Below are 25881 nucleotides of genomic sequence, written 5' to 3'. Positions count from 1 at the left end.
TCCCCCTCGACACCCCGCCCGCGCCCCAGTTAGGTAGCGCAAACCCCTGCTGTCAACCGGAGGCCAAAATGCCCAAACCCCACATCCTCCAGATCGCCAGCTACCCCGCATCGGACCAAACCGCCCTCGACGCCGCCTACACCGTCCACCACCTCGACCAAAACCCCGATTTCGGCCTGATCGAAGCCATCGCCACCAACGGCGGGGCAGGGGTCGCCAGCGAAGTGATCCAAGCCTGCCCCAACCTCAAACTCATCGCCATCTACGGCGTCGGTTACGATGCCGTCGACCTCTCCCTCTGCGCAGCGCGCAACATCCAAGTCACCAACACCCCTGACGTCTTAACCGGAGACTGCGCCGACCTCGCCGTAGGCATGATGCTCGCCATCGCACGCCAGATCCCAGCCGCCGACCGCCACGCCCGCTCCGGCGCATGGGCCACCGCCAGCTTTCCCCTCCAACGCCGCGTCTGGGGTGCCAAAGTCGGCATCCTCGGCATGGGCCGCATCGGCCAAGACGTCGCCCAACGCCTCATCGGCTTCGGCATGGACATCGCCTATTCCGCCCGCAGCGAAAAACCCTTGCCCTACAAATACATCCCCGACGCCATAGCGCTGGCCACCCACGCCGATTTCCTCATCGTCACCGCCGCAGCCACCTCTGAGACCCACCACATCATCAACGCCGAAACTCTCAAAGCCCTCGGCCCCGATGGCTTTCTGATCAACATCTCCCGCGCCGCCAATATCGACGAAAACGCCCTCCTGCACGCCCTAGAAACAAACCAAATCGCCGGAGCCGCCCTCGACGTGTTCGACAATGAACCTCAGATCAACCCCCGCTTCGCCCCCCTGACCAACACCCTCCTACAACCCCACCACGCCTCCGCCACCCTGCAAACCCGCCGCGCCATGGGCCAGTTGATGCGCGACAACCTCGAAGCATATTTCGCAAGCCGCCCCCTGCTCACCCCAGTGATTTGAGAACCCCCGTCCCAAAACCGCCCGCACCCGCCACCCAATCTTAACCAAACCACGCTCCAATCCGCCAAACCCAGCGGAGCACGACATGACCCCCCACATCCTCATTCCCATCACCGAGATCGACGCCGAAGCCCTGCCGCGCGACCGCACTCAGCTTGACGAGGACGCCCTGCAAGAGCTCACCACCTCCATCGCCACCTCCGGCCTGCGCATGCCCATCGAGGTCTGGAAACTCTCGCAACCCACTGAAACCCACCGCTACGGCCTGATCTCCGGCCTGCGCCGCCTCACCGCCCACCAGCGCCTCACAACCCTGCGCCAAAACGGCAGCTTCACGCAGATCGCCGCCTTCCTGCGCACCCCCGATACCATCCCACAAGCGATGGCCGATATGGTGGCTGAAAACGAAATCCGCGCCGAAACAAGTGCTTGGGAGAAAGGCGCGACCTTATTGGCCGCCACCCGCGACGGTATCTTCGACACCCTAGACAATGCCACCCAAACCCTACACGCCTCCGCCACGCGTCAAAAACGCGCCCGCTTGCGCAGCTTCGCCGAGGTCGTCGAAGACCTAGAAGACGCCATCGCCACCCCCGAACGCCTCACAGGCCGCCAGATGCACCGCCTCAGCGCCGCCCTGCGCGCCGGCCTGTCCGAGCTGATCCACCTGACCCTGCGCGACCACCGCCACTCCGCCTTGCCCGCCCAATGGCAAGCCCTGCTGCCGATCCTCTCCGAGTCGCTCGATCCCACCGAGGAAGCCACCGCCGCCACCCCCGGCCGCCCCAGACGCCTGCTGCAGCTGAAACAAGGGTTAACGATCAGGCGGGAAAAATCCGGTGACGGCTGGATCATGCGCTTCTGCGGCCCGGAAGCCCGCTCCGGCGCTCTTATCGACGATGTGATGGATCACATAGAGCGCTACTTCCAGCCCCACTAACCCCGCCCACCGTCCCTTGCCTTGCCCGATTTGTTCGAAAACAAATCGGGCCGCGCCTGCCTGCCCATGGGCAGGCGCGAAATGCGCCCACCCAGTCAGGCGCGCCCCGATTTCCCAAACCCCAGCCTGCTGCCCCACACCCCTTGCCCAACGGCTTTCAGCCTTATGGCCAACAAACCGATCTGAAAACGCTCCGCAGGAGCGTTTTCAGATCGGTTTGAAGAAAAGCCGCGCGCCGCTGATCTGACAAAAAACGAAATATATCACAAAGATGAAGGTTCATTTTTTAGGTGCCAACCATGCACTTACCCATTCAATTATTTGAAGAACCATTCCAAAGCCAAACGCCAGTGGCGCTGTGTAGAGCGCTAAGAAATGAACTACATACCTCTTTCCAACGTCAAAATGCGGTAAAGCATTGAAATAATCAATGTATATGCAAATCATCTGCATCGCGATCACGAGCAATGCTATTCTGACCTGCTCTCCAGTGATTTTCATTTTGCTCCCCAGCTTCACTCTTTCAAAAAGATCACGCAGTCATTGCCTCACGCCATTTCGCTGCAAAATCCTTAAAATTCCCTTAACAACCCCCACCTAACCCCTTGAAATCCCTAACCCCCACCCTCTGTCCACACGTGGACACTACTCCGCAGCCGAGCCTGCCTCCCGGTTGATCAGCGCCCGGGCGGCCCGCTGGAAGGCCCCGAAAACCTGCCCCCTAACCGGCTCGACCACCCCCACGTCCTGCAAAGCCTGCCCCATTAAAGTCAGCCAATCCTCGGCATCCTCGGGCCGGATCGGAACATGGGCGTGCTGCTCCTTCAAACTCAGCGCCCCCACCCGTTCCATATAATCCCGCCGCCCACCCAGAAAGCCGCACAGAAACTCAAACTGCGCGGCTCTCACGTGAGCAATCCCATGCCCCCGGAAATGCAGGTGCAGGATCTGCCGCCCCTCGGGCACGGTCTCGATCAGATCATAGAACCGCTCCACCAGCGCCCGAACCACCGCCTCGCCGCCGATCCGATCGATCACCGAGGACATGCCCACCCCCTACGATTGCGGACGTGTTTTCTTCGGATCGTAAGCCGAGGTTGCCGTAATCACCGCAGGCAACCGTTTCTGCTGCCCGTCGAGTTTGCCGACCTCCACCGCCGTTCCGACCGCCGCATGGGCCATATCAACGCGGGCGAGCGCGATATTCTTGCCCAGCAAAGGTGAGCGCATCGCCGAAGTCACCACCCCAATCTGCGCGCGACCAATATGGATGCAGTCGCCGTGCCCAACATCCACCGCCGCATCAATCTCCAGCCCGACAAACTTGTCGCGCGGGTTTTCCTTGCGGCGGATCAGCGCGTCGCGCCCGATGAAATCATCGGTTTTCGATTTCAACGGCACAGTAAAGCCGATGCCAGCCTCGAACGGATCGGTCTGGTCGCTGAAATCGTAGCCCGCAAAGATCAACCCGGCTTCAATCCGCACCATATCCAGCGCCGCGAGGCCCATTGGCCGCAGGCCCTGATCGGCACCATTCTCCCACACCGCATCCCAGACCGCCGCCCCGTCTTTCGGATGGCAGAACACCTCAAAGCCCAACTCGCCGGTATAACCGGTCCGCGACACCACCAGCGGCACGCCGTTCGGCCCACCGAGACGCGCAGGCGTCAGGCGGAACCAGCCGAGTTCTTCAATCGTCGGCTGGTGCGGCGCTGTCCAAACCATCCGCTTGATAATCTCGCGGCTGTTCGGCCCCTGCACCGCCAGATTGTGCAGCTGATCGGTGGAACTCCGCACCATCACCTTCAGACCCAGCTTTTCAGCCTGCTCACGCAGCCAAATCCCCGAGTAATCATCGCCGCCAATCCAGCGGAACTGATCCTTGCCCAGCCGGAACAGCGTGCCATCGTCGATCATGCCGCCATGCTCGTAGCACATCGCGGAATAGACCACCTGACCCACCGACAGCTTCTTCACATCCCGCGTCAGGCAATAGTGCAGCAACGCCTCGGCATCCGGGCCGGTCACTTCGAATTTGCGCAGCGGCGACAGATCCATCACCACGGCCTTTTCGCGGCAGGCCCAGTATTCCTCAATCGCGCCGTTCGAGGCATAGGTCTGGGGCAGCCAGTAGCCCTTATATTCCACCAGATTGCGGGTTTTCTCGGCGATCTTGGCGTGGAAAGCGGTCTCTTTGGTCATCACAGGCTCCGATGTCGGGGTGGGGCGGTAGGCGATGGACCGCTGGAAAGTTTCGGCACCGTCATAGGTGCGCACATGAATATCCGAGAGATACCAACCGTTTGCGGGTGAGGTATCGTCGGGGCAGGCGGAATTCACGCAGACCAGATCGGTCAGAGCACGCAGCAGAACATAGTCGCCGGGACGCGACCACGGCTCGTCGGTGACCAGCACACCATGCGCGTCAATCGCGGTGTTGAAGAACAGGTTCACCGCCATCCAACCCGGGCGGGCGGTGACGCCGTGCGGGGCGAGGACAGCGTTGAAATTGTCCGAGCAGTTGACATGGCCGGGATAGCCGATGTCGTCATAGTATTTTGCCGCACAGGCCATCGCAAAGGCGTCGTGGCGGCCCACGGTGTCCTGAATGACCTCGACCAGCGGCAGCCAATCCTGATCGTAGTATTTCGCGTGCAGACCGGGCATGGAATAGGCATGGCCCATCAGTGTGCGCGAGGTGGTCACATCCAACGGATGCTCCAGCCCCTTATCCAGCTTGCGGGCGGAAAAGCATTGAAAATCCGTGCATTGGCGACCTTCTACGTCAATGATCTGGATATAATCGCCAGCCTTCACGAAATAACTTTCCGCCGTTGCCGACTTCACTCGCAGATCCAGCACTGGGGTTGCCAACGGGTCGGGCAGTTCAAACTTCTTGATCCCGAGCAGGGTGGAGCGTTGCACCCGCACGCCGATGGGTGTCACGGTATCCTGCGCCTCGGGCTGCATCGCGGCACCCGGAGCGGCGATGATCAACACACCGTCGCGGCTGGCAGTGAAGCTTTCCTCATCCCCGGCGGGCGAGGCTTCGCCAAAGCAGGCAATGGCTTGCGCCGCAGCAAGATTGATGCCGCGCCGTTCGATCCCCAGTCGCAATCCCACCATGCCGGATGCGGTGCCAGCCGCCAGCAGCGCCTTCAGCCCCGCCGCATCCGAATTGCCGCTGGCACCCAGAATCCCCGGATCGACGCGGCCTTGATCATCGGCAGCGACCAACTCGGCGCGCTGACCGCCCTCAAGGTTGATCACCGTCACGCGGTCGCCCGCGCCCAAGGCGATCAGCCAAGCGCCACCGCCCGGAATCTCAAACTTCTCCAACCCTGCGCGCGCGCCAAAGGGTTCGGGCGTCAGAATCTGGCTGGGACGCGGCGGGCCGGGGCGAACAGTCGGGTATGAGTCGAGCATCAGAGCCTCACTTTTTGCATACACGGCAAATTTGTTTCTTTTAAAGAATATCGCAGATAGGGATTTGCGCAAGAGTTTTACGCGGCTAGTTTGCCGCAGGCCACAAACCGGAGGAATGTTGTGCAATCGCTGATGCTTGGACTTTTGGCGGCGCTTCTGTGGGGGCTGCATGACTTCACCGTGCGCAAGATCGGGCCGAAAGCTGATGCGGCGGCGCTGTATCTGATCGTCTTGGTGGTGGGGGCGGCTTTGCTGGCACCTGTGGCGATTTTCGCGGGCGGCTGGGCGACACTGACCGCGCCAGTGCTGCGGTTGACTCTGGCCGCGGGTCTGGCGGCGGCCTTGGCGGGCTATGGCTTGTATCGGGCGTTTGCGATTGGTCCGGTACGGTTGGTCGCGCCGATTTGCGGCGCATTTCCGCTGCTCTCGGTCGCTTTCGCTGTGGTGCGCGGGGCCGAGGCGGGGCCGCTTGTCTGGCTGGGCGTGGCTGCTGTGGTGGGTGGTATTGCCATCGTGGCACGGGGAGAAGGCGATGGTACTGCGGGCAACATGCGGGCCGCCGTGGCGTGGTCACTGCTGGCCTGCGTCAGCTTTGCCGCCACATTCGGTCTGCTGCAATGGGCGGCAGAGCAGGGAGCGGATTTGCCAGTTTCATTGGTGGCACGGCTCGCAGCTTGTGGCGCGATGCTGATGTGGGTCGTCATGCAACGCATTGATCTAAAATCCGCTTTTATATTCTTGCCGCAGCTTGCGTTGATGGGGGCCTTGGATGTCACCGCGCTGACCGCCGTGACCATTGCGGGCGGGTTTGCGCGGCCCGAGTTCGCCTCGGTGGCCGCGTCGATCTTCGGTATTGTCACCATCGTGCTGGCGTGGCGCTTTCTGACTGAGGCCATGACGCCGCTGCAATGGTTTGGCGCAGTGATTGTCTTTGCAGGCATCGCCGCGTTGGGCCTTGTCTGAAACGAAGGGCTGCTTGTCGGGAATGAAAGCACACCACCCGCAACTTCGCGCCATATTCAGCCTCAGCAGGACATAGGAACACCACATGCGCTATTCGGGTTTTAGGGTGATTGCCGAGGCTTTGACCGGGCATAAAGGCTGGAAACCAGCGTGGCGCGATCCGGCTCCGCAAGCCTCATATGACTATATCATTGTCGGTGGTGGCGGGCATGGATTGGCCACCGCCTATTATCTGGCGAAAGAGTTCAAACAGGCGCGGATCGCGGTGCTGGAAAAGGGCTGGATCGGCGGCGGCAACGTGGGGCGAAATACCACGATTGTCCGCTCGAACTACCTGCTGGATGGCAACGAGCCGTTCTACGAATTCTCGATGAAGCTGTGGGAGGGGTTGGAGCAGGACTTCAACTACAACGCCATGGTTTCTCAGCGCGGCATCATCAACCTGTTCCACACCGATGCGCAGCGCGATGCCGCCACCCGGCGTGGCAATGCGATGATCATGCACGGCGCGGATGCCGAGCTGTTGAACAAGGATCAGGTGCGGGCGATGTATCCGTTCCTGAACTTTGAGAACGCCCGCTTCCCGATCAAGGGCGCTTTGATGCAGCGGCGTGGCGGCACGGTGCGGCATGATGCGGTGGCTTGGGGCTACGCGCGCGGGGCGGACAGTCGCGGCGTGGACATCATCCAGAACTGCGAGGTTTTGGGGATGCGGATTGAGAATGGCCGCGTGCTGGGGGTGGACACCTCGCGCGGGTTCATTGGTGCGAAAAAGGTTGGCGTGGCGGTGGCTGGATCGTCTTCCAAGGTGATGGCCGGGGCGGGGATGCGCCTGCCGATGGAAAGCCATGTGCTGCAAGCCTTTGTATCCGAAGGGCTAAAGCCGCTGATCGACGGCGTGATCACCTATGGCGCGGGGCATTTTTATGTCAGCCAATCCGACAAGGGCGGCTTGGTGTTTGGCGGCGACATCGACGGCTATAACTCTTACGCCCAACGCGGCAACCTGCCTGTGGTCGAGGATGTGGCCGAAGGCGGCATGTCGCTGATGCCAATGATTGGCCGCGCCCGCCTGCTGCGGATGTGGGGCGGCATAATGGATATGTCGATGGATGGCTCGCCGATCATCGACAAGACCCATATCGACGGGCTCTATTTCAATGGCGGTTGGTGCTATGGCGGCTTCAAGGCGACGCCTGCGAGCGGCTTTGTCTTCGCACATCTGTTGGCCAAAGATATCCCGCACAGCACCGCCACCGCCTACCGATTTGATCGTTTCGCCAAGGGCCTGATGATCGACGAAAAGGGCCAGGGCGCCCAGCCGAATTTGCACTAGGAGCAGACTATGATCATCAATCATCCGCTTTTGGGGCCTCGGGATTCGCAAGAATTCGTCTACCTCGGCGATGCCGCTTTGATCCACCGCCCGGATGGCATGGCCGAAGGTGCTTTGGATAAGTTCATTGATTACACCTACTTGCGCGATAACCCCGCCGGGGCACACCGCGAGTTGTGGTATCACGAACAGGGCGACCGCTCTTGGCTGGTCGTCACCCGCAACACCGTGACCCACGAAATCACCGCCGTAGAACTGGCCCGCGACGTGGCCCGCACAGAAGGTCGCAGCAAATGAGCCGTATCTCTGGCGGTCAGATCGACCGCAGCAAAACCCTGCGCTTCAGCTTTGATGGCGTTTCCTACAATGGCCATCCCGGCGATACTTTGGCCTCGGCATTGCTGGCCAATAACGTCCGCCTGATGGGCCGCAGCTTCAAATACCACCGCCCGCGCGGGGTGATTTCGGCGGGGTCCGAGGAGCCTAACGCGATTGTCGAGTTGCGCACCGGCGCGCGGCAAGAACCCAACACGCGGGCGACGGTGATTGAGTTGTTCGATGGCCTCAGTGCACAAAGCCAGAATCGCTGGCCGAGCCTCAAATTTGACGCGATGGCGATCAACGACCGCCTGTCGCCGTTCTTCGCGGCAGGCTTCTACTACAAAACCTTCATGTGGCCGGCCGCGTTCTGGGAAAAGATCTACGAACCCATCATCCGCAGCGCTGCGGGCCTTGGCAGCCTGTCCAAGCAAGACGACCCTGATGATTACGACAAAGGCTTCCTGCACTGCGACCTGCTGATCATCGGTGCTGGCCCCGCGGGTCTTTCCGCCGCTTTGACCGCCGGACGGGCAGGGGCGCGGGTGATCCTCGCCGATGAAGATTTCTGCATGGGGGGCAGACTGAACGCCGAAACGCTGGAGATCGGCGGCGTTGCCGGGGCGGATTGGGCGGCGAAAACCGTGCTGGAACTCGCAGCCCTGCCGAATGTCCGCCTGATGACTCGCACAACCGTGATCGGCGCTTTCGATCACAGCATCTATGGCGCGGTTGAACGTGTCTCGGACCATCTCGCGCAGCCGCTTCCCGGTAAACCGCGGCAAATCCTGTGGCGCATCTACACCGCCCGCACCATCCTCGCCGCCGGAGCAACCGAGCGCCCGATTGCGTTTGAAAACAACGATCGCCCCGGCATCATGCTGGCGGGTGCCTTGCGCGCCTATGCCAACCGCTGGGGCGTGGCGGTGGGCGAAAAGGTTGCTGTGTTCACCAACAACGACGATGGCCTGCGCACGGTTTCTGATCTGAAAGCCAAGGGCCTTGATGTCACCCTGATCGACGCCCGCAAAGGCGATGAAGTCATTGATTCCGCAGGCCGCTTGGGTCTGAAATCTATCACGGTCCGACGTGGCAACGGCCAAACCGAAACCCTGCAAGTCAGCGCCCTGGGCGTCTCGGGCGGCTGGAACCCCAACCTCAACATCGCCTCGAACCATCGCGGCCGTCCGATCTGGGATGACAGTATCGCCGCCTTCCTTCCCGCGCCGGAAAGCATCGCGGGCCTGTCCTGCGTGGGCGCTGCGGCGGGTGCCATGTCCACCCATGCTGCCCTCACCACTGGGGCTGCGCAAGCTGTGGCCATACTCGCCGACCTTGGCATCAAAGCCAGTGCCGATGTGCCAAAGGCCGAAGACGCACCCCTCAACCTGTCCCCCGCATGGTATGTCCATTCCGGCAAAGGCCGCGCCTGGGTCGATCAGCAGAACGACGTGACGGTCAAAGATGTGAAGCTGGCCAAGCAGGAAGGTTTCGTCTCGGTCGAACACCTGAAACGCTATACCACCCTCGGCATGGCGACCGACCAGGGCAAAACCGGCAATGTGCTGGGCCTTGCGGTGATGGCCGAACTGACCGGCAAGACCATCCCGCAAACCGGCACCACGATCTACCGCCCGCCCTATACGCCCGTCGCGATGGGCGCACTCGGGGGGCGAGCACGCGGTCATGATTTCAAACCCACCCGCCACGCGCCCAGCCATAAATGGGCCACCGAGCAGGGGGCAATCTTTGTCGAGGTCGGCTACTGGCTGCGCGCGCAATGGCTGCCCCGCGCGGGCGAGACCACATGGCGGCAATCCGTCGACCGTGAGGTGCTGCAAACCCGCAAATCGGCGGGGATCTGCGACGTGACCACCTTGGGAAAAATCGACATCCAAGGCACCGATGCGGGCCTGTTTCTGGATCGCGTCTACGCCAACACCTTCGGCAGTCTGGCTGTCGGCAAGGTCCGCTACGGTCTGATGCTGCGCGAAGATGGCATGGTGATGGACGATGGCACCACGGCGCGGATGGGGCAAAACGAATATGTGATGACCACCACCACCGCCAATGCCGTACCGGTGTTCCGCCATCTGGAGTACTGCCGCCAAGTGCTGTGGCCTGATCTGGATGTGCAACTGATCTCGACGACCGAGGCTTGGGCGCAGTATTCCGTCGCAGGCCCCAACGCGCGGAAACTTCTGGAAAAGCTGGTCGATCAGGATATCTCTGACGCCGCCTTCCCCTACATGGCTTGCGGCAATATCACCGTGCAAGGCACTCGCGCGCGGCTGTTCCGCATCAGCTTCTCGGGCGAACGCGCCTATGAAATCGCGGTGCCGACCCGTTATGGCGACGCGATGATCCGGGCTTTGGTTGAAGCTGGGCGCGAGTTTGACGCGGTCGTTTACGGGACCGAAGCCTTGGGCGTGATGCGGGTTGAGAAGGGCCATGTCGCGGGCAATGAGCTGAACGGTCAATCTTCGGCGCTGAACATGGGCCTTGGCAAAATGGTGTCGCGCAAGAAAGACAGTATCGGCATGGTGCTAAGCCAACGCGAGGGCATGACCGCGCCCAATGGCTACCGCCTTGTCGGCGTCAAACCGGTTAACCCAAGCGACGCCCTCACCGCAGGTGCGCATTTCTTGGCCAAAGGTGCCGAAGCGGTGGCGGCGAATGATGGCGGCTGGCTCACCTCGGTGGTCTATTCGCCGCATCTGGGCCATTCCATCGGCCTCGGTTATCTGAAATCCGGCGATAATCGCAAGGGCGAGCGGCTGCGCAGCGTCAACCTGCTGGCGAAAACCGATGTCGAAGTCGAAATCATCAGTCCGCATTTCTTTGATCCTGAGGGGGAGCGTCTCCGTGGCTAATCCATTGAAATCCCTCACCCCGTTGGGTCATGACAAACCGATCACCGAAATCATCGGCGCGGTGACGATCAGTGAGAATGTAGGCACTGCGCTTGCCTCGCTGGCGTCCCGTAGGGGCCGCGAAGCCGAAGTGGCAGGCGCCGCCCAAACCGCAGGCATCCCGCTGCCCGGCCCCGGTCGATCACAAGCTGCCGCGACCTACAGCGCAATCTGGCTCGGCCCCGAGCAATGGATGATTGAGGCCCCCTTCGCCACGCATGAAGACATCAGCGCTATCCTGAAACCGATCTTCGGCGAGGCGGCTTCGATCACCGAGCAGACCGACGCCTGGGTGCGCTTTGACCTCACCGCCGCTGACCTGCCCGCGCTGTTTGAACGGCTGTGCAACTATGATCTGGGCCGCGCCGGGGTAGGGGCCGCCACCCGCACTGTGATCGACCACTTAGGCTGCTATGTGGTGCGCAGCAGCGATGTCGAAGTTTCCATTATTGGCCCGCGCTCATCCGCCCACAGCCTGCATCATGCACTGACGACCGCGGCGAAATCCGCGTTCTGATCGGGCTGCAGAACTTTATCCGAGAGGGGGGGCGGGGGATGCGTAATCCCCCGCCCTTTGCGCAAATCACGCCCTAGTCGTTCGGTGGCATCGCCCCTGCCAGCCCCCGCAGGCCGATCAACCTACGGCGCTCGTCATTCGGATTGACGCCAAACGCTTCAGCGTAATGCTTGGTCATCGGCGTCGAGCTGGCATAGCCGACCGATTGCGCGATCTCGCGGATGCTTTGGGTGGAATACAGCACCCGCTGCCGCGCTTTGCGCAGCCGCATCAGGCGGTAGTATTTCAGCGGGCTTTGCCCCGTCGCCTGCTTGAAGCAGCGCTCCAGATGCCGCTCTGACATCGCCAAAGCCTCGGCCACGTCAGCGATCTGCAACGGGTCTTCGATATTCTCGCCAAAAATTGCAATCGCCGCGCGGACCGTATCTGGCAGCAGATCATCGGTGCCGCCCTGCTTTTGCACCGGCACCTTCTGCGCCGCATCTTCGGTGCGCACAAACGGATGCTGAAACCAGCAGGCCACCTCTGTCATCGTATCACGGCCCAACCGCTCCTCGATCAGCCGCAGCATCAGATCGAACACCGCCCCGGCCCCCGAAGCCGTATAACGCCGCCGATCCCGCAGGATCACCGCCTGTGACGCCTGCATCTCGGGAAACTCGCCCTTGAACGCGGCCTCATAGCACCAATGCACCGACACCGCATGTTTCTCCATCACGCCAGAGCGCACCAGCGGAAAGATTCCGCCCGAAAACCCGCCCAGCACCACGCCCGAACGATCCAGCCAGCGCACCTGCGCATTGCCGCGCTTGGGGTTCTGAAACTGCGCGGTCGGGGCTGAGAGGAAAAACAGGTAATCCAAGCCCACCGCATCACTCAACGTCACATCCGGGTCAAACCGCACCTCGGCGGATGAGCGGATCGGGCTTGCCGCCTCGCCGATCAGCTTCCAGCTGAACTCTTTCCGCCCAGTGATTTCATTCGCCGCCCGCAAGGGTTCGATCGCCGAAGTCAAACAGGCCATCGGAAAGCCAGGGAACAGCAAAAACCCCAAAGTCGCAGCGGTATCGCGGTGCATATTCATCGTCGGGAATTTTCTGTTGAGTGAGAATCTGTTTCACGGTAGTAAACAAGAGCAAGTGTCATAGCGGATGGAGCCTTATTGATGGACATCGAAGCTGACGAACCCAACCTGCCACGTTCGAAACCGGCGTTTGACCAAGATCCGCACCGGGTGCGCGAGTTGTCCGAGCGCAATCTGGAGATGGCGATTGGCCGCTCGGTCCGGGCTTTCCGCCGTGCGCAGGGCATGACGGTGGCCGATTTGGCAGGCGTCACCGGGCTGTCGATCGGCATGCTGTCAAAGATCGAGAACGGCATCACATCGCCCTCGCTGACCACCCTGCAAATCCTGTCACACGCGTTTTCCACCCCGGTCACCTCGTTCTTTCGCGGCTTTGAAGAGCGCCGCGAAGTGCAGCATGTCAAGGCCGGCGACCACATTGAAATTGAGCGGCGTGGCACCCGCGCAGGCCATCAATACCACCTTTTGGGCCATATCGGATCGAATGATTCGGGTGTTTTGGTCGAACCCTATCTGATTACCCTCACCACCGAATCCGACACCTTCCCGGCTTTCCAGCACGACGGGATCGAACTGCTCTATATGCTGGAAGGAGAGGTCGAATATCGGCATGGCGATCAGCTTTTCCATCTGAAACCGGGGGATAGCTTGTTCTTTGACGCCGACGCCCAGCATGGGCCAGAGGTTCTGGTGAAACTTCCGGCCCGCTATCTGTCGGTGATTTCTTACAAACAGGCGTAAGGCGTTTTGCAACTTCGGCCCTCGCACGCGCCCGGAGATTGAGCGCATACGAAGGCGGTATTTGTTCGGAACACGAACCCCATCAGTCCGGCGCAAACCCCAGCGAGGTCGGCTGTCCGTCGTCAAACTGCGCCAGATAGTCCAGCATCAGCGGCTTGTTGCGCAGAAAACCCTTATAGGTCGCCAATTCATCCGGGATATCCCGCACCACCCGGTGCAAACGCCGCGCCCATTTCGGCACCGTCACCAATTCCTCAAACCGGATCAGATAACAGCGAATCGGGAACACGATGGCATTAGAGCGCGGCAAACGGTGCAGCGTCTGCAACTCCACCCGAAGATGCTGGCGGTGACCGATGGTTTCCGGCGTCATCGTGGTTTTCGACGGGCCCCATTTCGGGTAATTCTCGGGGCTGGTGTCCAGCAATGGATCGACGGTCATCGTCCAGTTGAACCGCCGCACGGGTGCGCCATGCTGCAGCTTCAGCAGGAATTTCAACGCGCGATCAAAGATCCCCATTTGGCCAGCCAAAGGCACCGGCGCGTGCCATTGCTTGAAGCTCATGCCAATGTCGAAATCCAACGACCAGTCGGCTTGGGTGGTCACCATCCCGGCCTCAATCCACAGATCATCATCGCGCTGATCTTGCAGGGTAAAATCGCCTTGCGTCTGCCGGGTGATATATTCCAGCGGCCCGTAGGGCAGGGTGGAGGCATCCATGAAGGTAAAGCGCTGCTCAATCTGCAGCGGCTTGTTGATCCAGTGCCAGTTGTTGCCATCCTTGTGCAACTCGAACCAATGCGGATAATCCCGCGCCTTGCTCTCCATGATCAGTTCCAGCAAGTCCCAGCCCGCCAGTTCCATGTGCGGCAACGACTGGCAACGCAGCGGATCGTCCGCAAGCACCTGCGCGCGGTCGCGCATTTCCGCCACATAATGCTCGTCCACGTCGAACATATGCTCGAAAATGCTGCCCACAGGTCCGGGCACATGCGGCTCCATATTCACCGAATACATGTAGCTGTCTTCGGGGAACGGAAACGGAAAGCGCTTGATCGCTTTTGCCGAATTCTTGAAGGTATAGTCGCCCCGAAAGGTTTCGTCGTTGAAATCCAGTGACATAGGCTCCCCCCTATCGGTCGAGGATCAGGGCAGCGCCCCGAAACCGCGACACGCATGGCATGATTTTCGTATTCGCCGCTTTCTGATCATCGGTCAGCCAGTGATCGTTATGCTCGATATGGCCGTCGCAGCGCAGCACTTCCGTCTCACACTGCCCACAAGCGCCGCCGCGGCAGAGATAAGGCGCCTCCACCCCCGCCGCCTCAATCGCCTCCAGCAAGGATTGGTTCGGCTGGACGGTGAATGATTTGCCCGAGGCCGCAAGCTGCACGTCAAAGGCCAGACCAACCGGGGGTGCCAAGAATTCCTCGGAATGAACCGCGCGATCCGGCCAACCCATCGCCTTTGCCGTGGCATGGACCCAACCGATCATCCCTTTGGGGCCGCAGACATAGATATGGGTGCCAAGCGGCTGCGATTTCAGCAGGGTTTTCAGATCAATCTGCTGTTTAAGCTCGTCAAAATAGACATGCACGCGCGGGCCATAATGCTGTTGCAAGCGGTCCACATAGGCCCCCAAAGCAGGCGATCGCACCGAATAATGCAGCTCAAACCGCCCGCCCATCGTCTCAACCTGCGCCATTTGTGCGACAAACGGCGTGATGCCAATACCACCCGCGATCATCAGATGTTTCTTCGCGCGCGCATCCAGCGGGAACAGGTTGACGGGTTGGCTCAGCACCATCGCCATCCCCGGCTTCACATGATTGTGCATATAGAGCGAGCCGCCCCGCCCGACCTCGTCCCGGCGCACTGAGATTTCATAACCCATCGTGTCGGCAGGATGGCTCATCAGAGAATAGGGGTTCATCCGGCGGGTGCCGTGGTCGTCCATCTCAACCACCACATGCGAGCCGCCCGAGAAGATCGGCATCGCGGCACCATCGCGGCGCACAAAGCGGAAGCGTTTGATCAGTTCATTAACTTCGACCACTTCGGCCACAACAACGGGGATTTTGGGGGCACCAACACTCATTTGAACCGCTCCACCGAAGCCGGAACCAATCCGGGGTCTTCCGCATCAATATTCACGCCCTGAAACGCCGCAATACGGCGCGAGAAGTGATCGCGCACGAACAGGCTCAGGCCGCAATGGCTGCACACGAAGGGATCAAGCGTGACATTCTCGGTCACGCCCTTGCAATGCACGCATTGCACCCGCCGCGCGAGGCTGCCGCGATGCTCCATCTGCACCGCCTCATAGGGCAGGCCAGCCGCTTGCGCCGCCGTCGCCACCTGCGCCATCAGCCCTTCGGTGCCTGCCGCATAAACCTGCAATCCCATATGCGCATCGGCCAACACCTTGGCCAATCGTGGCTGTGCGGAGGCAAAACTCGGCGCGCGGTAGAACTGCGCCACCCCCAAAGCCTGCAAAGCCGCAGACCTATCGCAGCCATTCGCCCCCGGCATATAGATGATGTGGCTGGCCGATTTCATCTCGGCTGCCTCAGCCTTGGCAAACAGATCGCACACTGCCTCTGCGCCCTCACCATCAGCGACAAACAAATGCGCCGAGCCCACGCCGGGCGAAAGCACGCCGTAAACCGGGCGGCTGGTGATGGAAGGCTCGAACATCGTCTTCGTCATAGTTCCGTCAATCCCTGAACGATCTGCCCTGCACGATTTCATCTTGGTCCAAATACTCCCGCCTGAGGCTGCTTCGGCTACTGCCGGATGCCTCCGGCGGGAGTGTTTTTGCCAAGATAAAAGCCTTAGCCCTTCGCCGTCCGCCGCTTTTTCTCGACATCAAAGAACGGCATCGCATGCGTGGTGGCGGCAATCTCGCCATGCGTGGCGCAGTTGACCACCAGTTTGGTGCCGTTGTTGGCGCAGTCGACGGGCAGGCGGGCGATGGCGATGGTCCAGTCGTTCAGCGGCGAATACATCGCTTGCGTCACCACGCCGACCTTGTCCTTACCCTTGAACACTGGCGCGCCATTGCCCGGTACATTCTTGCCCTCAAGCTTCAGCCCCCAGATTTTGAAGCGCTCGCGTCCTTTCAGACGGTAATGCTCCTCCGCACCGCGGAAGCCGGTCTTGCCGGGTGATACGGTGAAATCAAGGCCGAGTTCCCACAGGGTATCGCCGGGGCCTTCGTTCTCAAACGGATACATTTCCGAGTTATCGAACGGGAAGAACAACAGATAGCTTTCGGTCCGCAGCATGTCCAAAGTGGTAAACCGGCAGGGAATGATCCCCATCGCAGCACCTTCCTCCAGAATCCGATCCCAGATCATCGGCGCGTCTTGGCCCCGGCAGAACAGCTCATAGCCACGCTCGCCGGTATAGCCAGTGCGCGAGATCATCACCGGCTTGCCGAACAGCGAGGTCTGCATATGGCTGAAATACGCGAGGTCCCGGATGCCCGGCACATGCTTCGCCAGATAATCCACCGCCAGCGGCCCTTGCAGCGAGAGGTCGTGCAGGTTGTCGTCAAACCGTACCGAGACATCGCGCCCATGCGCCGCCATCGTCAATTGCTCAAAGCCGCCACCCGAGCCATGCACCACCATGAACGCATTCGGCCCGGTGCGGTAAATCACGCAGTCATCGACGAACTTGCCCGCGTCGTTCAGCATCGCCGCATAGACCGAGCGCCCCGGCATCAGCTTCTCAATGTTCCGCGTCGTCGCGCGCTCGATCACATGGCTGGCGCCGTGCCCGGTGATATGCACCTTCTTCAGCCCCGACACGTCCATCAATCCGGCTTTGGTGCGGATCGCCATATATTCGGCATCCGGGTCGCCCTTCTCATAGGACCAAGCCGTACCCATGCCGGACCAGTCTTCCAGATTGGACCCCAACGCACGGTGACGGTCTGCGAGCGTGGAGAATCGCCAGGAATTTGTCATGTAGCCCCCCTAGAGCGGATAATTTTCTGGCAACAGTCTGCGACCGGTAAATGTTAAAATCAACCTTCTTGTGCAAAATTATTTCCTGTCAGGGAATAATTTCGACCTTTTCTTGCGTGCGGGCGGGGAAATACAAACGGGCGGCCCGAAGACCGCCCGTTTGCACAATTTAACAGCAGTTCAGGCCGCGACAGGCAGCACGAAGAACCAGTTCGCCCACAGCACCACCGCAACCCCGGCAACCAGCGCCAGATAGGGCAGCATCCCGGCCTTGCGCGGCCCCAGATCGCCGTGATCGGTGAGACCCAGGTCCTCCATCGCTTCCTTCGGGAAATGGCCCTTGTCCTGCACATAGTGGCGGAACCAGAACACCGGCAGGATGAAGGCGGCAAACACCGCACCCGACCACAAGGCGTTTTCATAGCCCCAGACCTTAGCACCCGCGCCCAAGAACAGCGCGTTCACAAAGGCCAGCACGGTGTTGACGCCAATCAGCCAGTTTGGCGCTTTCCACGGACGGTTCAGATGGCCCGAGTCAATCCGGTGAATCCAGCCTGCATTCAGGTTGAGGAAGTTGAAGATGATGTAGCCGACGTTGGAAATCGCCAGCACATAGAAGTAACCGCCGATATCCGAAGCCAAAGCCAGCAGGATGACGTTAAAGCCGAAATCCGTCCACATCGCCCCGACAGGCGCGCCGTGGCTGTTGGTTTTGCTCAGATACTTCGGCAGCCAGCCATCACGCGAGCCCTGATACAAAGTCCGCGAAGACCCGGCCATTGCGGTCATGATCGCCAGAAACAGCGCGAGGATCATCAGGATCACGAAGATCTGGATGAAGATCGGGTTCGAGCCAACCATCGCACCCAAAGCCTCTGCCACCCCTGTGCCGTCGATCACGCCGGGGGTCAACATGCCGCTCAGGCCGTAAACACCTTGGAACGAGAACGGGATCAGGAAGAAGAACACGATGCACAAAAGCCCCGAGTAGAAAATCGCCCGGAACGTATCGCGCTTGGGGTCTTTCAGCTCGGCGGTATAGCAAACCGCAGTCTCAAAGCCGTAGGTCGACCAAGCGGCAATATACATGCCACCCAGAAACAGCGTCCAGCCGCCGACATTCCACTCACCATTTACCCCAGAATAGCTGGAAGTTGGCGGCACGATGCCCGTCACGTTCATCGTGTTGATCTCGCCGGTCAGGATCGGGATCAAGCCCACCAACAGCAGCGGCACCAAGACCACCACCGCCAGCACCTTTTGCGCAGATGCCGTGGTGGCAATGCCGCGATGCTGGATCGCCAGCATGATCAGCATCAGCACGACGCCGATTACGAAGGTGGAGTTGAAGTGCAGCACACCCAGACCTGGAATGTTCAGCGCATAAGCCTCCCACACCCGGAACGCGGGGGTCAGGGCCGCGACGCCATCGGCAGAAGCCACGGCTTGAATAGCTGCTTCGGGCGCGGTGCCTGCGTTGGCTGTGATATAGTCGACGACTGCGGGCGTGGCCGCGGTGTAATCCGCCAGATGCGCCGCGACCCATGCCACCACTTGCGGTGCCGTATCGAGGGGGATCGGGAACAACGCGTTCAGGATATAACCCGCCGCAATCGCACAGCCGAGTGACAGCACGGGCGACCATGCGAACCAGTTGCACCAGACCGACAAAGGCGCGATCAGTTTGGAATAGCGCAGCCAAGCCGTCGCGCCATAAACCGAGGTGCCGCCGGATTTATTGCCGAACATACCCGCCATTTCGGCATAGGTGAAGCTCTGCGAAAAGCCCATGATCATCGACAGCATCCAGACCACGAAGGCGGCTTGCCCGGCCACCCCCGCGATACCGCCGATGGAAAACAGTACAAGGGGCGGCACCCCTGCGGCGACCCAGAAGGCGCCCTTCCAATTGAGCGTGCGATGCAGATCGCCCGCTTTGCTTTCTGTAGACATCAAGTGTTCCTTTGTCCCTGTTGCTGTCCGGCCTTGCTCTGGCCGGATCGTTTGGTTGTGCCGGATCGGTTGCTTTAGATTGCGACACATTGAAGCGGCGCAGGCCAAGCGCAAAGCGATTTTTCACCTGCGAGGAATAATTTTTAACTTTTGATCCGATGCGGATTTGATTTTCCGAGTCTCTCCCACAAGTTTTGCCACAAAATCGGGCGATCAGCTGGCTTTGCCATGCCGCCAAATCTCGAATCGGATACGCGCGGTTTTGTAGGCATCGATCATTGCCAGCGCCCAGACGAACAAGCCGCCTGCCAGTTTGCCGACCAGTGACACCTCGGAGCTTGCAGTTTTCAGAGTGAACGCGCCGAGCAGGATGATGAAGAACACAAACGTCAGCCCCCGGATCGGCTGACGGTTCAGCACTTGGCCAGACCCCGGCAGGATCGTCGCGGCCAGCAAGACCAGACGGGGATTCAGAGGTTGGCTCATGGCAACTCCTTCAGATCATCGCGCAGCGCCAGCAATGCGGCCAGCAAAGGTTCTAACAGGGCAGGGGCCAGCGGCACTTTGCCCATCTCCGCATCACGGAAGGCCAGATAGCGGGTGCGGTCGGCTTCCTCGGCCAGCCACACCAGCCGCAAGCCCTTGGGTGAGATCACCAGCTCTTTCAGCAAATCCGCATCCAGCCGTTCCAGATGCTTCAGCACCAGTTCAGCAGGCGGCGCAGCCTTTGGCGCATCGCTGCGAATAGCACAATCCTCAGGAAACCCCGGCGGAGTGGCAATCTGCACCGCCAAATCCCGAAAGTTGCTGAACGGCTCCACCCCACGCGGGCGCAGCATCACATCCAGCGTAGCACGGACAGGGGTGGGTTCCGCCAGCGTCACCAATAGCCACAGCGCAGGCAGTTTACGGTAGGTCAGCGTATCCGGCACCACTTGCAGATCAAACAGCGCGCCCTGATAGCGGCCAGAGAGGCGGGGAAATCCGGTCGGGGCAAGCGCGACAATCGGCGCATCAAACAACGGTTCAACAGCCGCGAAATATCGCCCGCGCACGGCAAACCGCTTGGCGCTCTGCCCGCGCAACCGCACCGCAATGCCGCAGCCGATCGCAATCACCAAAGCCCAGATCAGAAATTTCATGCTTTATCCCAAAAATGATCCGGCCCGCCGATCAGGGCGGGCCGGAAGCTGTCTCAATACCCGCGCGGACGTGGCCACGGCATGGTGAACTGATCGGCGCGTTTTACAAAGCGATAGCGCCAGAAGTGGAACCACAGGCTGACCACGATATAGAACCCGATCATCGCAATCAGCTGCGTGCCATAGCCGAGGAACACCGCGAAATACGTCACCGAACACAAAGCCATCAGCGAGATCGCCGGCAGCGGGTGCAAAGGATGCTCATAGCCGCGCTTGATGGTATCCAAAGGCCACTTCTTGCGGAACATGATCATGTTGATCGGCATGAACGTATAGCCGAGCAGCCCCGACAGGATCGAGAAGGTGATCACCTGATCCAAAGGTGCGCCCAAAGCAAAGATCAGCGCGATCGGCACCAGAAAGATGATCGCGCGGTAGGGCGTGCGATAGACCGGATGCACCGCGCCAAACCACGCGGGCAGATAATGGTCGCGCCCCATCGAGAACCAAGCGCGCGAGGCATCATTGATACAGCCGTTCGCCGATGCCAAAGTCGCAAACAACGTCCCGATCCCCAGCAACCAAACCAAGGCCGACGACCCGGAAATCTGCGCCGCCGAGAACAATGGTGCCACAGCCCCGTTCACCCCGTCACCTAAGTATTCCCACGGCATCAGCCCCGAGCAGATATACCAGGTCAGCGTCGCGGCAATCAGCAGCGTCATGATCCCGGCCAAGGTGCCAAACGGCAACGACCGCGCAGGCGAGCGTACTTCTTCCGCCGCCTGCGTCGTCCCCTCGATGCCGAGATAATACCACAGACCAAAGTGCATCGCGGCCAAGATCCCGAGCCAGCCGTAAGGCAATGACGCCTGACCGCTCATCAGATCTTTGTGCAGCATCTCGCCGGCCCCCAACAACGGTGAGGTTGCCAAGAAAATCGTGATGATCGCGCAAAACGCAATCGCGGTGATCACAAGGTTGAACGTCAGCGTCGCCAGCACCCCGCGATAGTTTAGCCATGCCAGAAACATGATCGCCAGCACGATGAATGGCCGTTGATCTAAGCCGCCTTCATGCCCGGTCATCCCCGCCACGGTATCCACCAAGAACCCCAAGGTGATCGCGTTGCCCGCCTCCAGCATCGTATAGGCGAACACCAGATAAAGCCCGACGTTAAACGCCATCAGCGGCCCGATGATATGCTTGGCTTGAGTATACTGGCCCCCAGCGGCGGCCACTGTTGATGTCACTTCCGAGTCAATCATCGCCACGCAGGAATACAAAATCCCCGCGAACCAGCAGGCGATCAGGGCTGCATAAGCCCCGCCTTTACCCACCGCAAAGTTCCAGCCCATATACTCGCCGACCAGAACGATGCCGACGCCAAGCGCCCAAACATGCGCTGGCCCCAGCACCCGCAACAGCCCCATCGACTGGCCATGCGCGGTGTGGTCCACGTCTGTATCAGAGTGTGCCATCTCCGCCCTCCAGCTTATGTTTTTCGGTCATCGCTTCCAACACGCCTTCGCGCGACGAGGTCAGCATTTCTTCCGAATAGGTGGTGTCGATCTTGATCCAGTCGATCACGATCAACAGCCCGAACAGCGCGGACAGTGCCCAAGCGCCGTATTCGATGTAATTCCAAGTATCCATCATGCGCCCCTATTTCTCGCCAAACTTCTCAGCGATCACTTCGCGGTATTCGATGTCGGAAAACCGGATCATCATCACGAAATAGCCGACGATCACGATCACCATCACCGCCAGCGACACCCAGCTGAAACTGTAGTCATAGCGCGCCGTGATCATGTCATGCGCCGAGGCCGCATCGGGAAAGCCCAGCTTGTTCCATTGCTGCACCATCACCGGGTTTTGCCCCAAACTCTCCCAAGTTGGGTTTTCCACCGGAACCGGCAGCTTGGCGGAACCTGCAAGCCCCAGCCACAACGGCAAGAACAATGCGCCGACCGACAGCACCACCAGCACGATCACGTCGATGATCTGGCCCAATTTGCTTTGAACGGGGGGGATATAGCGTGCCATCTATTTCCCCTTTGCCGCGCGGGCCGCATCCATGAACTGGATGTCCAAGCCATACATAAAGTCGCGGTCCTCGCGGTAATGCCGCAGCATCGCCATGATCGCGGCGGTGTTATAGATCAGCACCAAAGCACCGCCGATCAGCAGCATCACCCGCGCGCCACCCGAAGGCGCAAGGTCCCAAGTGCCATAGGCCACAAAGCCAATCGCCAGCCAAAGGCCAATGACAAAAGCCCACGCAATCCGCGTGTCGCTTCGATGCATCGCCTCGATCCGTGTGTTCAGATCAGACAAGATTTCCTCCCAAGGCCCCCTCCACCTGACAGCGCCTAGGGCCATAGCGCAGCAGTCGCAGCGGGTTATTGTCCCGCTTGATTTCCCAGATGATTTCTCTGCGTGAACTTTATTTTCTGACAGGAAACACCCCCTGCGACATTCTGTCAAAGCATTTGATGAGAAAACAGGCAAAATGAAAATCATTACCCACGGTGAAAAAAAGTTTCTTCACAGTTGACGGAATATTTTGCCGTGATAGCGTAACGCCATATCCACACGACAAGGAGTCGTCGCCATGTGCGGAATCGTCGGGCTTTTCCTAAAGGACCCCAAATTACAACCTCAGTTGGGCGCAATGCTGACTGATATGCTGATCACCATGACCGACCGCGGCCCCGATAGTGCCGGAATCGCGATCTATTCCCAAGGCAAAGTCGGCCACGGCAAGCTGACCGTGCAGTCGGCCACGCCCGAGATTGATTTCAAAAACCTCGACGCCGATCTGAAAGATGCGCTGGGCACCCCGGTGCTGATGCTGGTGAAATCCACCCATGCCGTGCTGGAAGTCCCCGCAGGCCAGTTGGATGCGGCGCGCTCGGCTCTGGCGAAAATCCGCCCCGGTATGAAGATCATGTCCTCTGGTGAAGGCATTGAAATTTATAAAGAAGTCGGCCTGCCGAAAGACGTGGCGGCCCGCTTTGAGGTTGCCAAAATGCACGGCACCCACGGTATCGGTCACACCCGCATGGCCACCGAATCCGCTGTGACCACCATGGGCGCGCATCCGTTCTCCACAGGCCCGGATCAGTGCTTGGTCCACAACGGCTCGCTCTCCAACCACAACGGCGTGCGCCGCGTGCTGAAGCAAGCGGGCATGACGTTCGAGACTGAAAACGACACCGAAGTCGGTGCGGCCTTCGTTAGCCACAAACTGCAACAGGGTGAAACCTTGGGGCAGGCGCTGGAAGCCACGCTCACCGATCTCGACGGTTTCTTCACTTTCGTGGTCGGCACCAAAGATGGCTTCGGCGTGGTCCGTGACCCAATCGCCTGCAAACCCGCCGTGATGGCCGAAACCGACCAATACGTCGCCTTCGGTTCTGAATACCGCGCCCTCGTCAACCTGCCGGGCATCGAATCCGCCCGCGTCTGGGAACCGGAACCCGCCACCGTTTACTTCTGGGAACGCTGAACATGCAGACTTTCGACCTTGAAGCGCAGGGCCTGCGCGCGCTGAACCAAGCGCTCCACAACCTCAAAGGCCAGACCAACGAGACTTCATGGGAAGTGGTCAACCCCAAGGGCAGCCACGCGATTGCCGTCGGCGTAGACGCCCCGATCGACATCACCGTGCGCGGATCAACCGGCTACTACTGCGCCGGGATGAACAAACAAGCCACTATCCGCGTCAAAGGCTCGGCTGGCCCCGGCGTGGCGGAAAACATGATGTCCGGCACCGTGATCATCGACGGCGACGCCTCGCAATACGCAGGCGCTACCGGGCGCGGCGGCCTTCTGGTGATCAAGGGCAACGCCTCGTCGCGCTGCGGCATCTCGATGAAAGGCATCGACATCGTCGTGCATGGCAACATCGGCCATATGTCCTGCTTCATGGCGCAATCCGGCAACATCCTTGTGCTGGGTGACGCAGGCGACGCGTTGGGTGACTCGCTGTACGAGGCACATTTGTTCGTGCGCGGCACGGTGAAATCTCTCGGCACCGACTGCATTGAAAAAGAAATGCGCCCCGAACACCTCGCCATCATCGCCGACCTCTTGAAGCGCGGCGAAGCCGACCACCTCGCCAAGCCTTCGGATTTCAAACGCTACGGCTCCGCCCGCAAACTCTACACATTCAACATCGACAACGCGTCGTCGTACTGAGGCATATATGAGCGATTTTCCCCATACCCCGCCGAAGCAAAGCTGGACCTATTCCAACGACGTGAACGCCGAAATCCGCCGCGCCGCAGCCACCGGGATTTACGACATTCGCGGCGGCGGTTCCAAACGCAAACTGCCGCATTTCGATGACCTGCTGTTCCTCGGCGCGTCCATCAGCCGCTACCCTCTCGAAGGCTACCGCGAGAAATGCGCCACCGACGTCTGGCTCGGCACCCGTTTCGCCAAAAAACCGATCCACCTCGACATTCCCGTCACCATCGCAGGCATGTCCTTCGGCGCGCTCTCGGGTCCGGCCAAAGAAGCCCTCGGGCGTGGAGCTTCCGCTGCTGGCACCTCCACCACCACCGGTGACGGTGGCATGACTGAAGAAGAACGCGGCCATTCCAACACCCTCGTTTACCAATATCTGCCCTCCCGCTACGGTATGAACCCAGACGATCTGCGCCGCGCTGACGCCATCGAAGTCGTGGTCGGCCAAGGTGCCAAACCCGGCGGCGGCGGTATGCTGCTGGGTCAGAAAATCTCCGACCGCGTGGCCAAAATGCGCAACCTTCCCAAAGGCATCGACCAACGCTCTGCCTGCCGCCACCCCGATTGGACCGGGCCGGACGATCTTGAAATCAAGATCATGGAGATCCGCGAGATCACCGATTGGGAAAAGCCGATCTACGTTAAGATTGGCGGCGCACGCCCCTATTACGATACCGCCCTCGCCGTCAAAGCCGGTGCTGATGTGGTGGTGCTCGACGGCATGCAAGGCGGCACCGCAGCCACCCAAGACGTGTTCATCGAAAACGTCGGTATGCCGATCCTCGCCTGTATTCCGCTCGCCGTGAAAGCCCTGCAAGACCTCGGCATGCACCGCAAAGTGCAACTGATCGTCTCGGGCGGCATCCGCACCGGCGCTGATGTCGCCAAAGCCATGGCGCTAGGCGCAGACGCCGTCGCCATCGGCACCGCCGCCCTGATCGCTTTGGGCGATAACGATCCTAAATGGGAATCCGAATACAACAAACTCGGCACCACCGCAGGCGCCTATGATGACTGGCACGAGGGCAAAGATCCCGCAGGCATCACCACCCAAGACCCGGAACTTTTCAACCGTTTCGACCCGATTCTCGGTGGCCGTCGCCTGAAAAACTACCTCAAGGTGATGACGCTGGAAGCGCAAACCATCGCGCGCGCTTGTGGCAAGAACCATCTGAACAATCTGGAACCCGAAGACCTCTGCGCGCTGACCATCGAAGGCGCTGCTATGGCGGGCGTTCCACTTGCGGGCACCTCATGGATTCCCGGCAAGAACGGGTTCTAACTCATGGGCCGGTCTGAACATTCAGACCGGCTTTTACCTTACAGACGACAGGGAG

26 protein-coding genes are annotated in these 25881 nt (G+C 60.2%); 11 read left to right on the top strand and 15 right to left on the bottom strand.

Annotation, left to right across the window (positions count from 1 at the left end; all coding sequences use genetic code 11):
- The first annotated feature begins 68 nt into the window (after positions 1-68).
- The gene (locus ACS5RD_RS19575; protein WP_489928774.1) at positions 69-983 is read left to right on the top strand and encodes a 2-hydroxyacid dehydrogenase; all 915 of its coding nucleotides are present in this window, start codon (positions 69-71) and stop codon (positions 981-983) included.
- 85 nt (positions 984-1068) lie between these two features.
- Positions 1069-1923 carry a ParB/RepB/Spo0J family partition protein gene (locus ACS5RD_RS19570; protein WP_489928773.1) on the top strand — a complete coding sequence of 285 codons (855 nt, stop codon included), beginning with the start codon at positions 1069-1071 and terminating at the stop codon, positions 1921-1923.
- 279 nt (positions 1924-2202) lie between these two features.
- Here the strand turns inward: ACS5RD_RS19570 and ACS5RD_RS19565 are convergent, their stop codons facing one another.
- The 3 genes from ACS5RD_RS19565 to ACS5RD_RS19555 all read right to left on the bottom strand — a co-directional run bounded on the left by ACS5RD_RS19565 (position 2203) and on the right by ACS5RD_RS19555 (position 5349).
- A complete protein-coding gene (locus ACS5RD_RS19565) occupies positions 2203-2424 on the bottom strand; it encodes a hypothetical protein (RefSeq protein ID WP_489928772.1) in 222 nt (73 codons plus the stop codon).
- Between the two features lie 144 nt (positions 2425-2568).
- Positions 2569-2970 carry a group II truncated hemoglobin gene (locus ACS5RD_RS19560; protein WP_489928771.1) on the bottom strand — a complete coding sequence of 134 codons (402 nt, stop codon included), beginning with the start codon at positions 2968-2970 and terminating at the stop codon, positions 2569-2571.
- Positions 2971-2979: 9 nt separating this feature from the next.
- Positions 2980-5349 (bottom strand): trimethylamine N-oxide demethylase, encoded by a 2370-nt coding sequence (locus tag ACS5RD_RS19555; RefSeq protein ID WP_489928770.1) that lies wholly within the window; start codon positions 5347-5349, stop codon positions 2980-2982.
- Between the two features lie 120 nt (positions 5350-5469).
- On the opposite strand from ACS5RD_RS19555, the gene ACS5RD_RS19550 reads away from it, so the two are divergent.
- From ACS5RD_RS19550 to ACS5RD_RS19530, 5 genes are all read left to right on the top strand, one after another.
- On the top strand, positions 5470-6312 hold the full coding sequence (locus tag ACS5RD_RS19550) for an EamA family transporter (protein ID WP_489928769.1): 843 nt from the start codon (positions 5470-5472) through the stop codon (positions 6310-6312).
- 85 nt (positions 6313-6397) lie between these two features.
- Positions 6398-7648 (top strand): sarcosine oxidase subunit beta family protein, encoded by a 1251-nt coding sequence (locus ACS5RD_RS19545; RefSeq protein WP_489928768.1) that lies wholly within the window; start codon positions 6398-6400, stop codon positions 7646-7648.
- A 9-nt stretch (positions 7649-7657) separates the two neighbouring features.
- A complete protein-coding gene (locus ACS5RD_RS19540; RefSeq protein ID WP_489928767.1) occupies positions 7658-7945 on the top strand; it encodes a sarcosine oxidase subunit delta in 288 nt (95 codons plus the stop codon).
- Positions 7942-10839, top strand: coding sequence for a sarcosine oxidase subunit alpha family protein (locus ACS5RD_RS19535; protein WP_489928766.1), 2898 nt, complete (start codon positions 7942-7944; stop codon positions 10837-10839). Before ACS5RD_RS19540 ends, ACS5RD_RS19535 begins: the two co-directional genes overlap by 4 nt.
- Positions 10832-11395 (top strand): sarcosine oxidase subunit gamma, encoded by a 564-nt coding sequence (locus tag ACS5RD_RS19530; protein WP_489928765.1) that lies wholly within the window; start codon positions 10832-10834, stop codon positions 11393-11395. The genes ACS5RD_RS19535 and ACS5RD_RS19530 overlap by 8 nt, the downstream gene beginning before the upstream one ends.
- 73 nt (positions 11396-11468) lie before the next feature.
- Here ACS5RD_RS19530 and ACS5RD_RS19525 read toward each other — a convergent pair whose 3' ends face one another.
- Complete coding sequence (locus ACS5RD_RS19525; protein WP_489928764.1) at positions 11469-12473, bottom strand: GlxA family transcriptional regulator; 1005 nt, start codon at positions 12471-12473, stop codon at positions 11469-11471.
- 87 nt (positions 12474-12560) lie between these two features.
- On the opposite strand from ACS5RD_RS19525, the gene ACS5RD_RS19520 reads away from it, so the two are divergent.
- Positions 12561-13220, top strand: coding sequence for a helix-turn-helix domain-containing protein (locus ACS5RD_RS19520; protein WP_054007136.1), 660 nt, complete (start codon positions 12561-12563; stop codon positions 13218-13220).
- An 82-nt stretch (positions 13221-13302) separates the two neighbouring features.
- Here ACS5RD_RS19520 and ACS5RD_RS19515 read toward each other — a convergent pair whose 3' ends face one another.
- The 11 genes from ACS5RD_RS19515 to ACS5RD_RS19465 all read right to left on the bottom strand — a co-directional run bounded on the left by ACS5RD_RS19515 (position 13303) and on the right by ACS5RD_RS19465 (position 22627).
- Positions 13303-14343 carry a heme-dependent oxidative N-demethylase family protein gene (locus ACS5RD_RS19515; protein ID WP_054007137.1) on the bottom strand — a complete coding sequence of 347 codons (1041 nt, stop codon included), beginning with the start codon at positions 14341-14343 and terminating at the stop codon, positions 13303-13305.
- Between the two features lie 10 nt (positions 14344-14353).
- The gene (locus ACS5RD_RS19510) at positions 14354-15319 is read right to left on the bottom strand and encodes a PDR/VanB family oxidoreductase (RefSeq protein WP_489928763.1); all 966 of its coding nucleotides are present in this window, start codon (positions 15317-15319) and stop codon (positions 14354-14356) included.
- Positions 15316-15930 carry a dimethylamine monooxygenase subunit DmmA family protein gene (locus tag ACS5RD_RS19505; RefSeq protein WP_054007139.1) on the bottom strand — a complete coding sequence of 205 codons (615 nt, stop codon included), beginning with the start codon at positions 15928-15930 and terminating at the stop codon, positions 15316-15318. The genes ACS5RD_RS19510 and ACS5RD_RS19505 overlap by 4 nt, the downstream gene beginning before the upstream one ends.
- A gap of 125 nt (positions 15931-16055) precedes the next feature.
- Positions 16056-17195, bottom strand: a complete 1140-nt coding sequence (locus ACS5RD_RS19500) for an aminomethyl transferase family protein (protein ID WP_489928762.1) — start codon at positions 17193-17195, stop codon at positions 16056-16058.
- Between the two features lie 180 nt (positions 17196-17375).
- Positions 17376-19148, bottom strand: a complete 1773-nt coding sequence (locus tag ACS5RD_RS19495) for a trimethylamine N-oxide permease (RefSeq protein WP_489928761.1) — start codon at positions 19146-19148, stop codon at positions 17376-17378.
- 213 nt (positions 19149-19361) lie between these two features.
- Positions 19362-19634, bottom strand: a complete 273-nt coding sequence (locus tag ACS5RD_RS19490) for a hypothetical protein (protein WP_489928760.1) — start codon at positions 19632-19634, stop codon at positions 19362-19364.
- A complete protein-coding gene (locus ACS5RD_RS19485; RefSeq protein WP_054007143.1) occupies positions 19631-20290 on the bottom strand; it encodes a hypothetical protein in 660 nt (219 codons plus the stop codon). The genes ACS5RD_RS19490 and ACS5RD_RS19485 overlap by 4 nt, the downstream gene beginning before the upstream one ends.
- Positions 20291-20343: 53 nt before the next feature.
- Entirely contained in the window at positions 20344-21771 is a 1428-nt protein-coding gene (locus ACS5RD_RS19480; protein ID WP_489928759.1) for an APC family permease, read from the bottom strand.
- Complete coding sequence (locus tag ACS5RD_RS19475) at positions 21758-21946, bottom strand: hypothetical protein (protein ID WP_489928758.1); 189 nt, start codon at positions 21944-21946, stop codon at positions 21758-21760. Before ACS5RD_RS19475 ends, ACS5RD_RS19480 begins: the two co-directional genes overlap by 14 nt.
- A 9-nt stretch (positions 21947-21955) precedes the next feature.
- Entirely contained in the window at positions 21956-22336 is a 381-nt protein-coding gene (locus tag ACS5RD_RS19470; RefSeq protein WP_054007146.1) for a hypothetical protein, read from the bottom strand.
- A complete protein-coding gene (locus tag ACS5RD_RS19465; RefSeq protein WP_304925745.1) occupies positions 22337-22627 on the bottom strand; it encodes a hypothetical protein in 291 nt (96 codons plus the stop codon). It abuts the gene before it with no gap.
- A 277-nt stretch (positions 22628-22904) separates the two neighbouring features.
- Here ACS5RD_RS19465 and ACS5RD_RS19460 point away from each other — a divergent pair, with 277 nt between their 5' ends.
- Genes ACS5RD_RS19460 through ACS5RD_RS19450 form a run of 3 tightly spaced genes read left to right on the top strand, consistent with a single transcriptional unit; the run spans position 22905 to position 25826 of the window.
- Positions 22905-23801 carry a class II glutamine amidotransferase gene (locus ACS5RD_RS19460; RefSeq protein ID WP_489928757.1) on the top strand — a complete coding sequence of 299 codons (897 nt, stop codon included), beginning with the start codon at positions 22905-22907 and terminating at the stop codon, positions 23799-23801.
- 2 nt (positions 23802-23803) lie between these two features.
- Positions 23804-24493 (top strand): protein GlxC, encoded by a 690-nt coding sequence (locus ACS5RD_RS19455; RefSeq protein WP_489928756.1) that lies wholly within the window; start codon positions 23804-23806, stop codon positions 24491-24493.
- A gap of 7 nt (positions 24494-24500) precedes the next feature.
- A complete protein-coding gene (locus ACS5RD_RS19450) occupies positions 24501-25826 on the top strand; it encodes an FMN-binding glutamate synthase family protein (RefSeq protein ID WP_489928755.1) in 1326 nt (441 codons plus the stop codon).
- The last annotated feature ends 55 nt before the right edge of the window (positions 25827-25881 follow it).

It is taken from the genome of Cypionkella sp. PAMC25878, from assembly GCF_058135695.1.
Note: the sequence above shows the minus strand (reverse complement) of the source record. Positions and strands in the feature narration are given on the sequence as shown.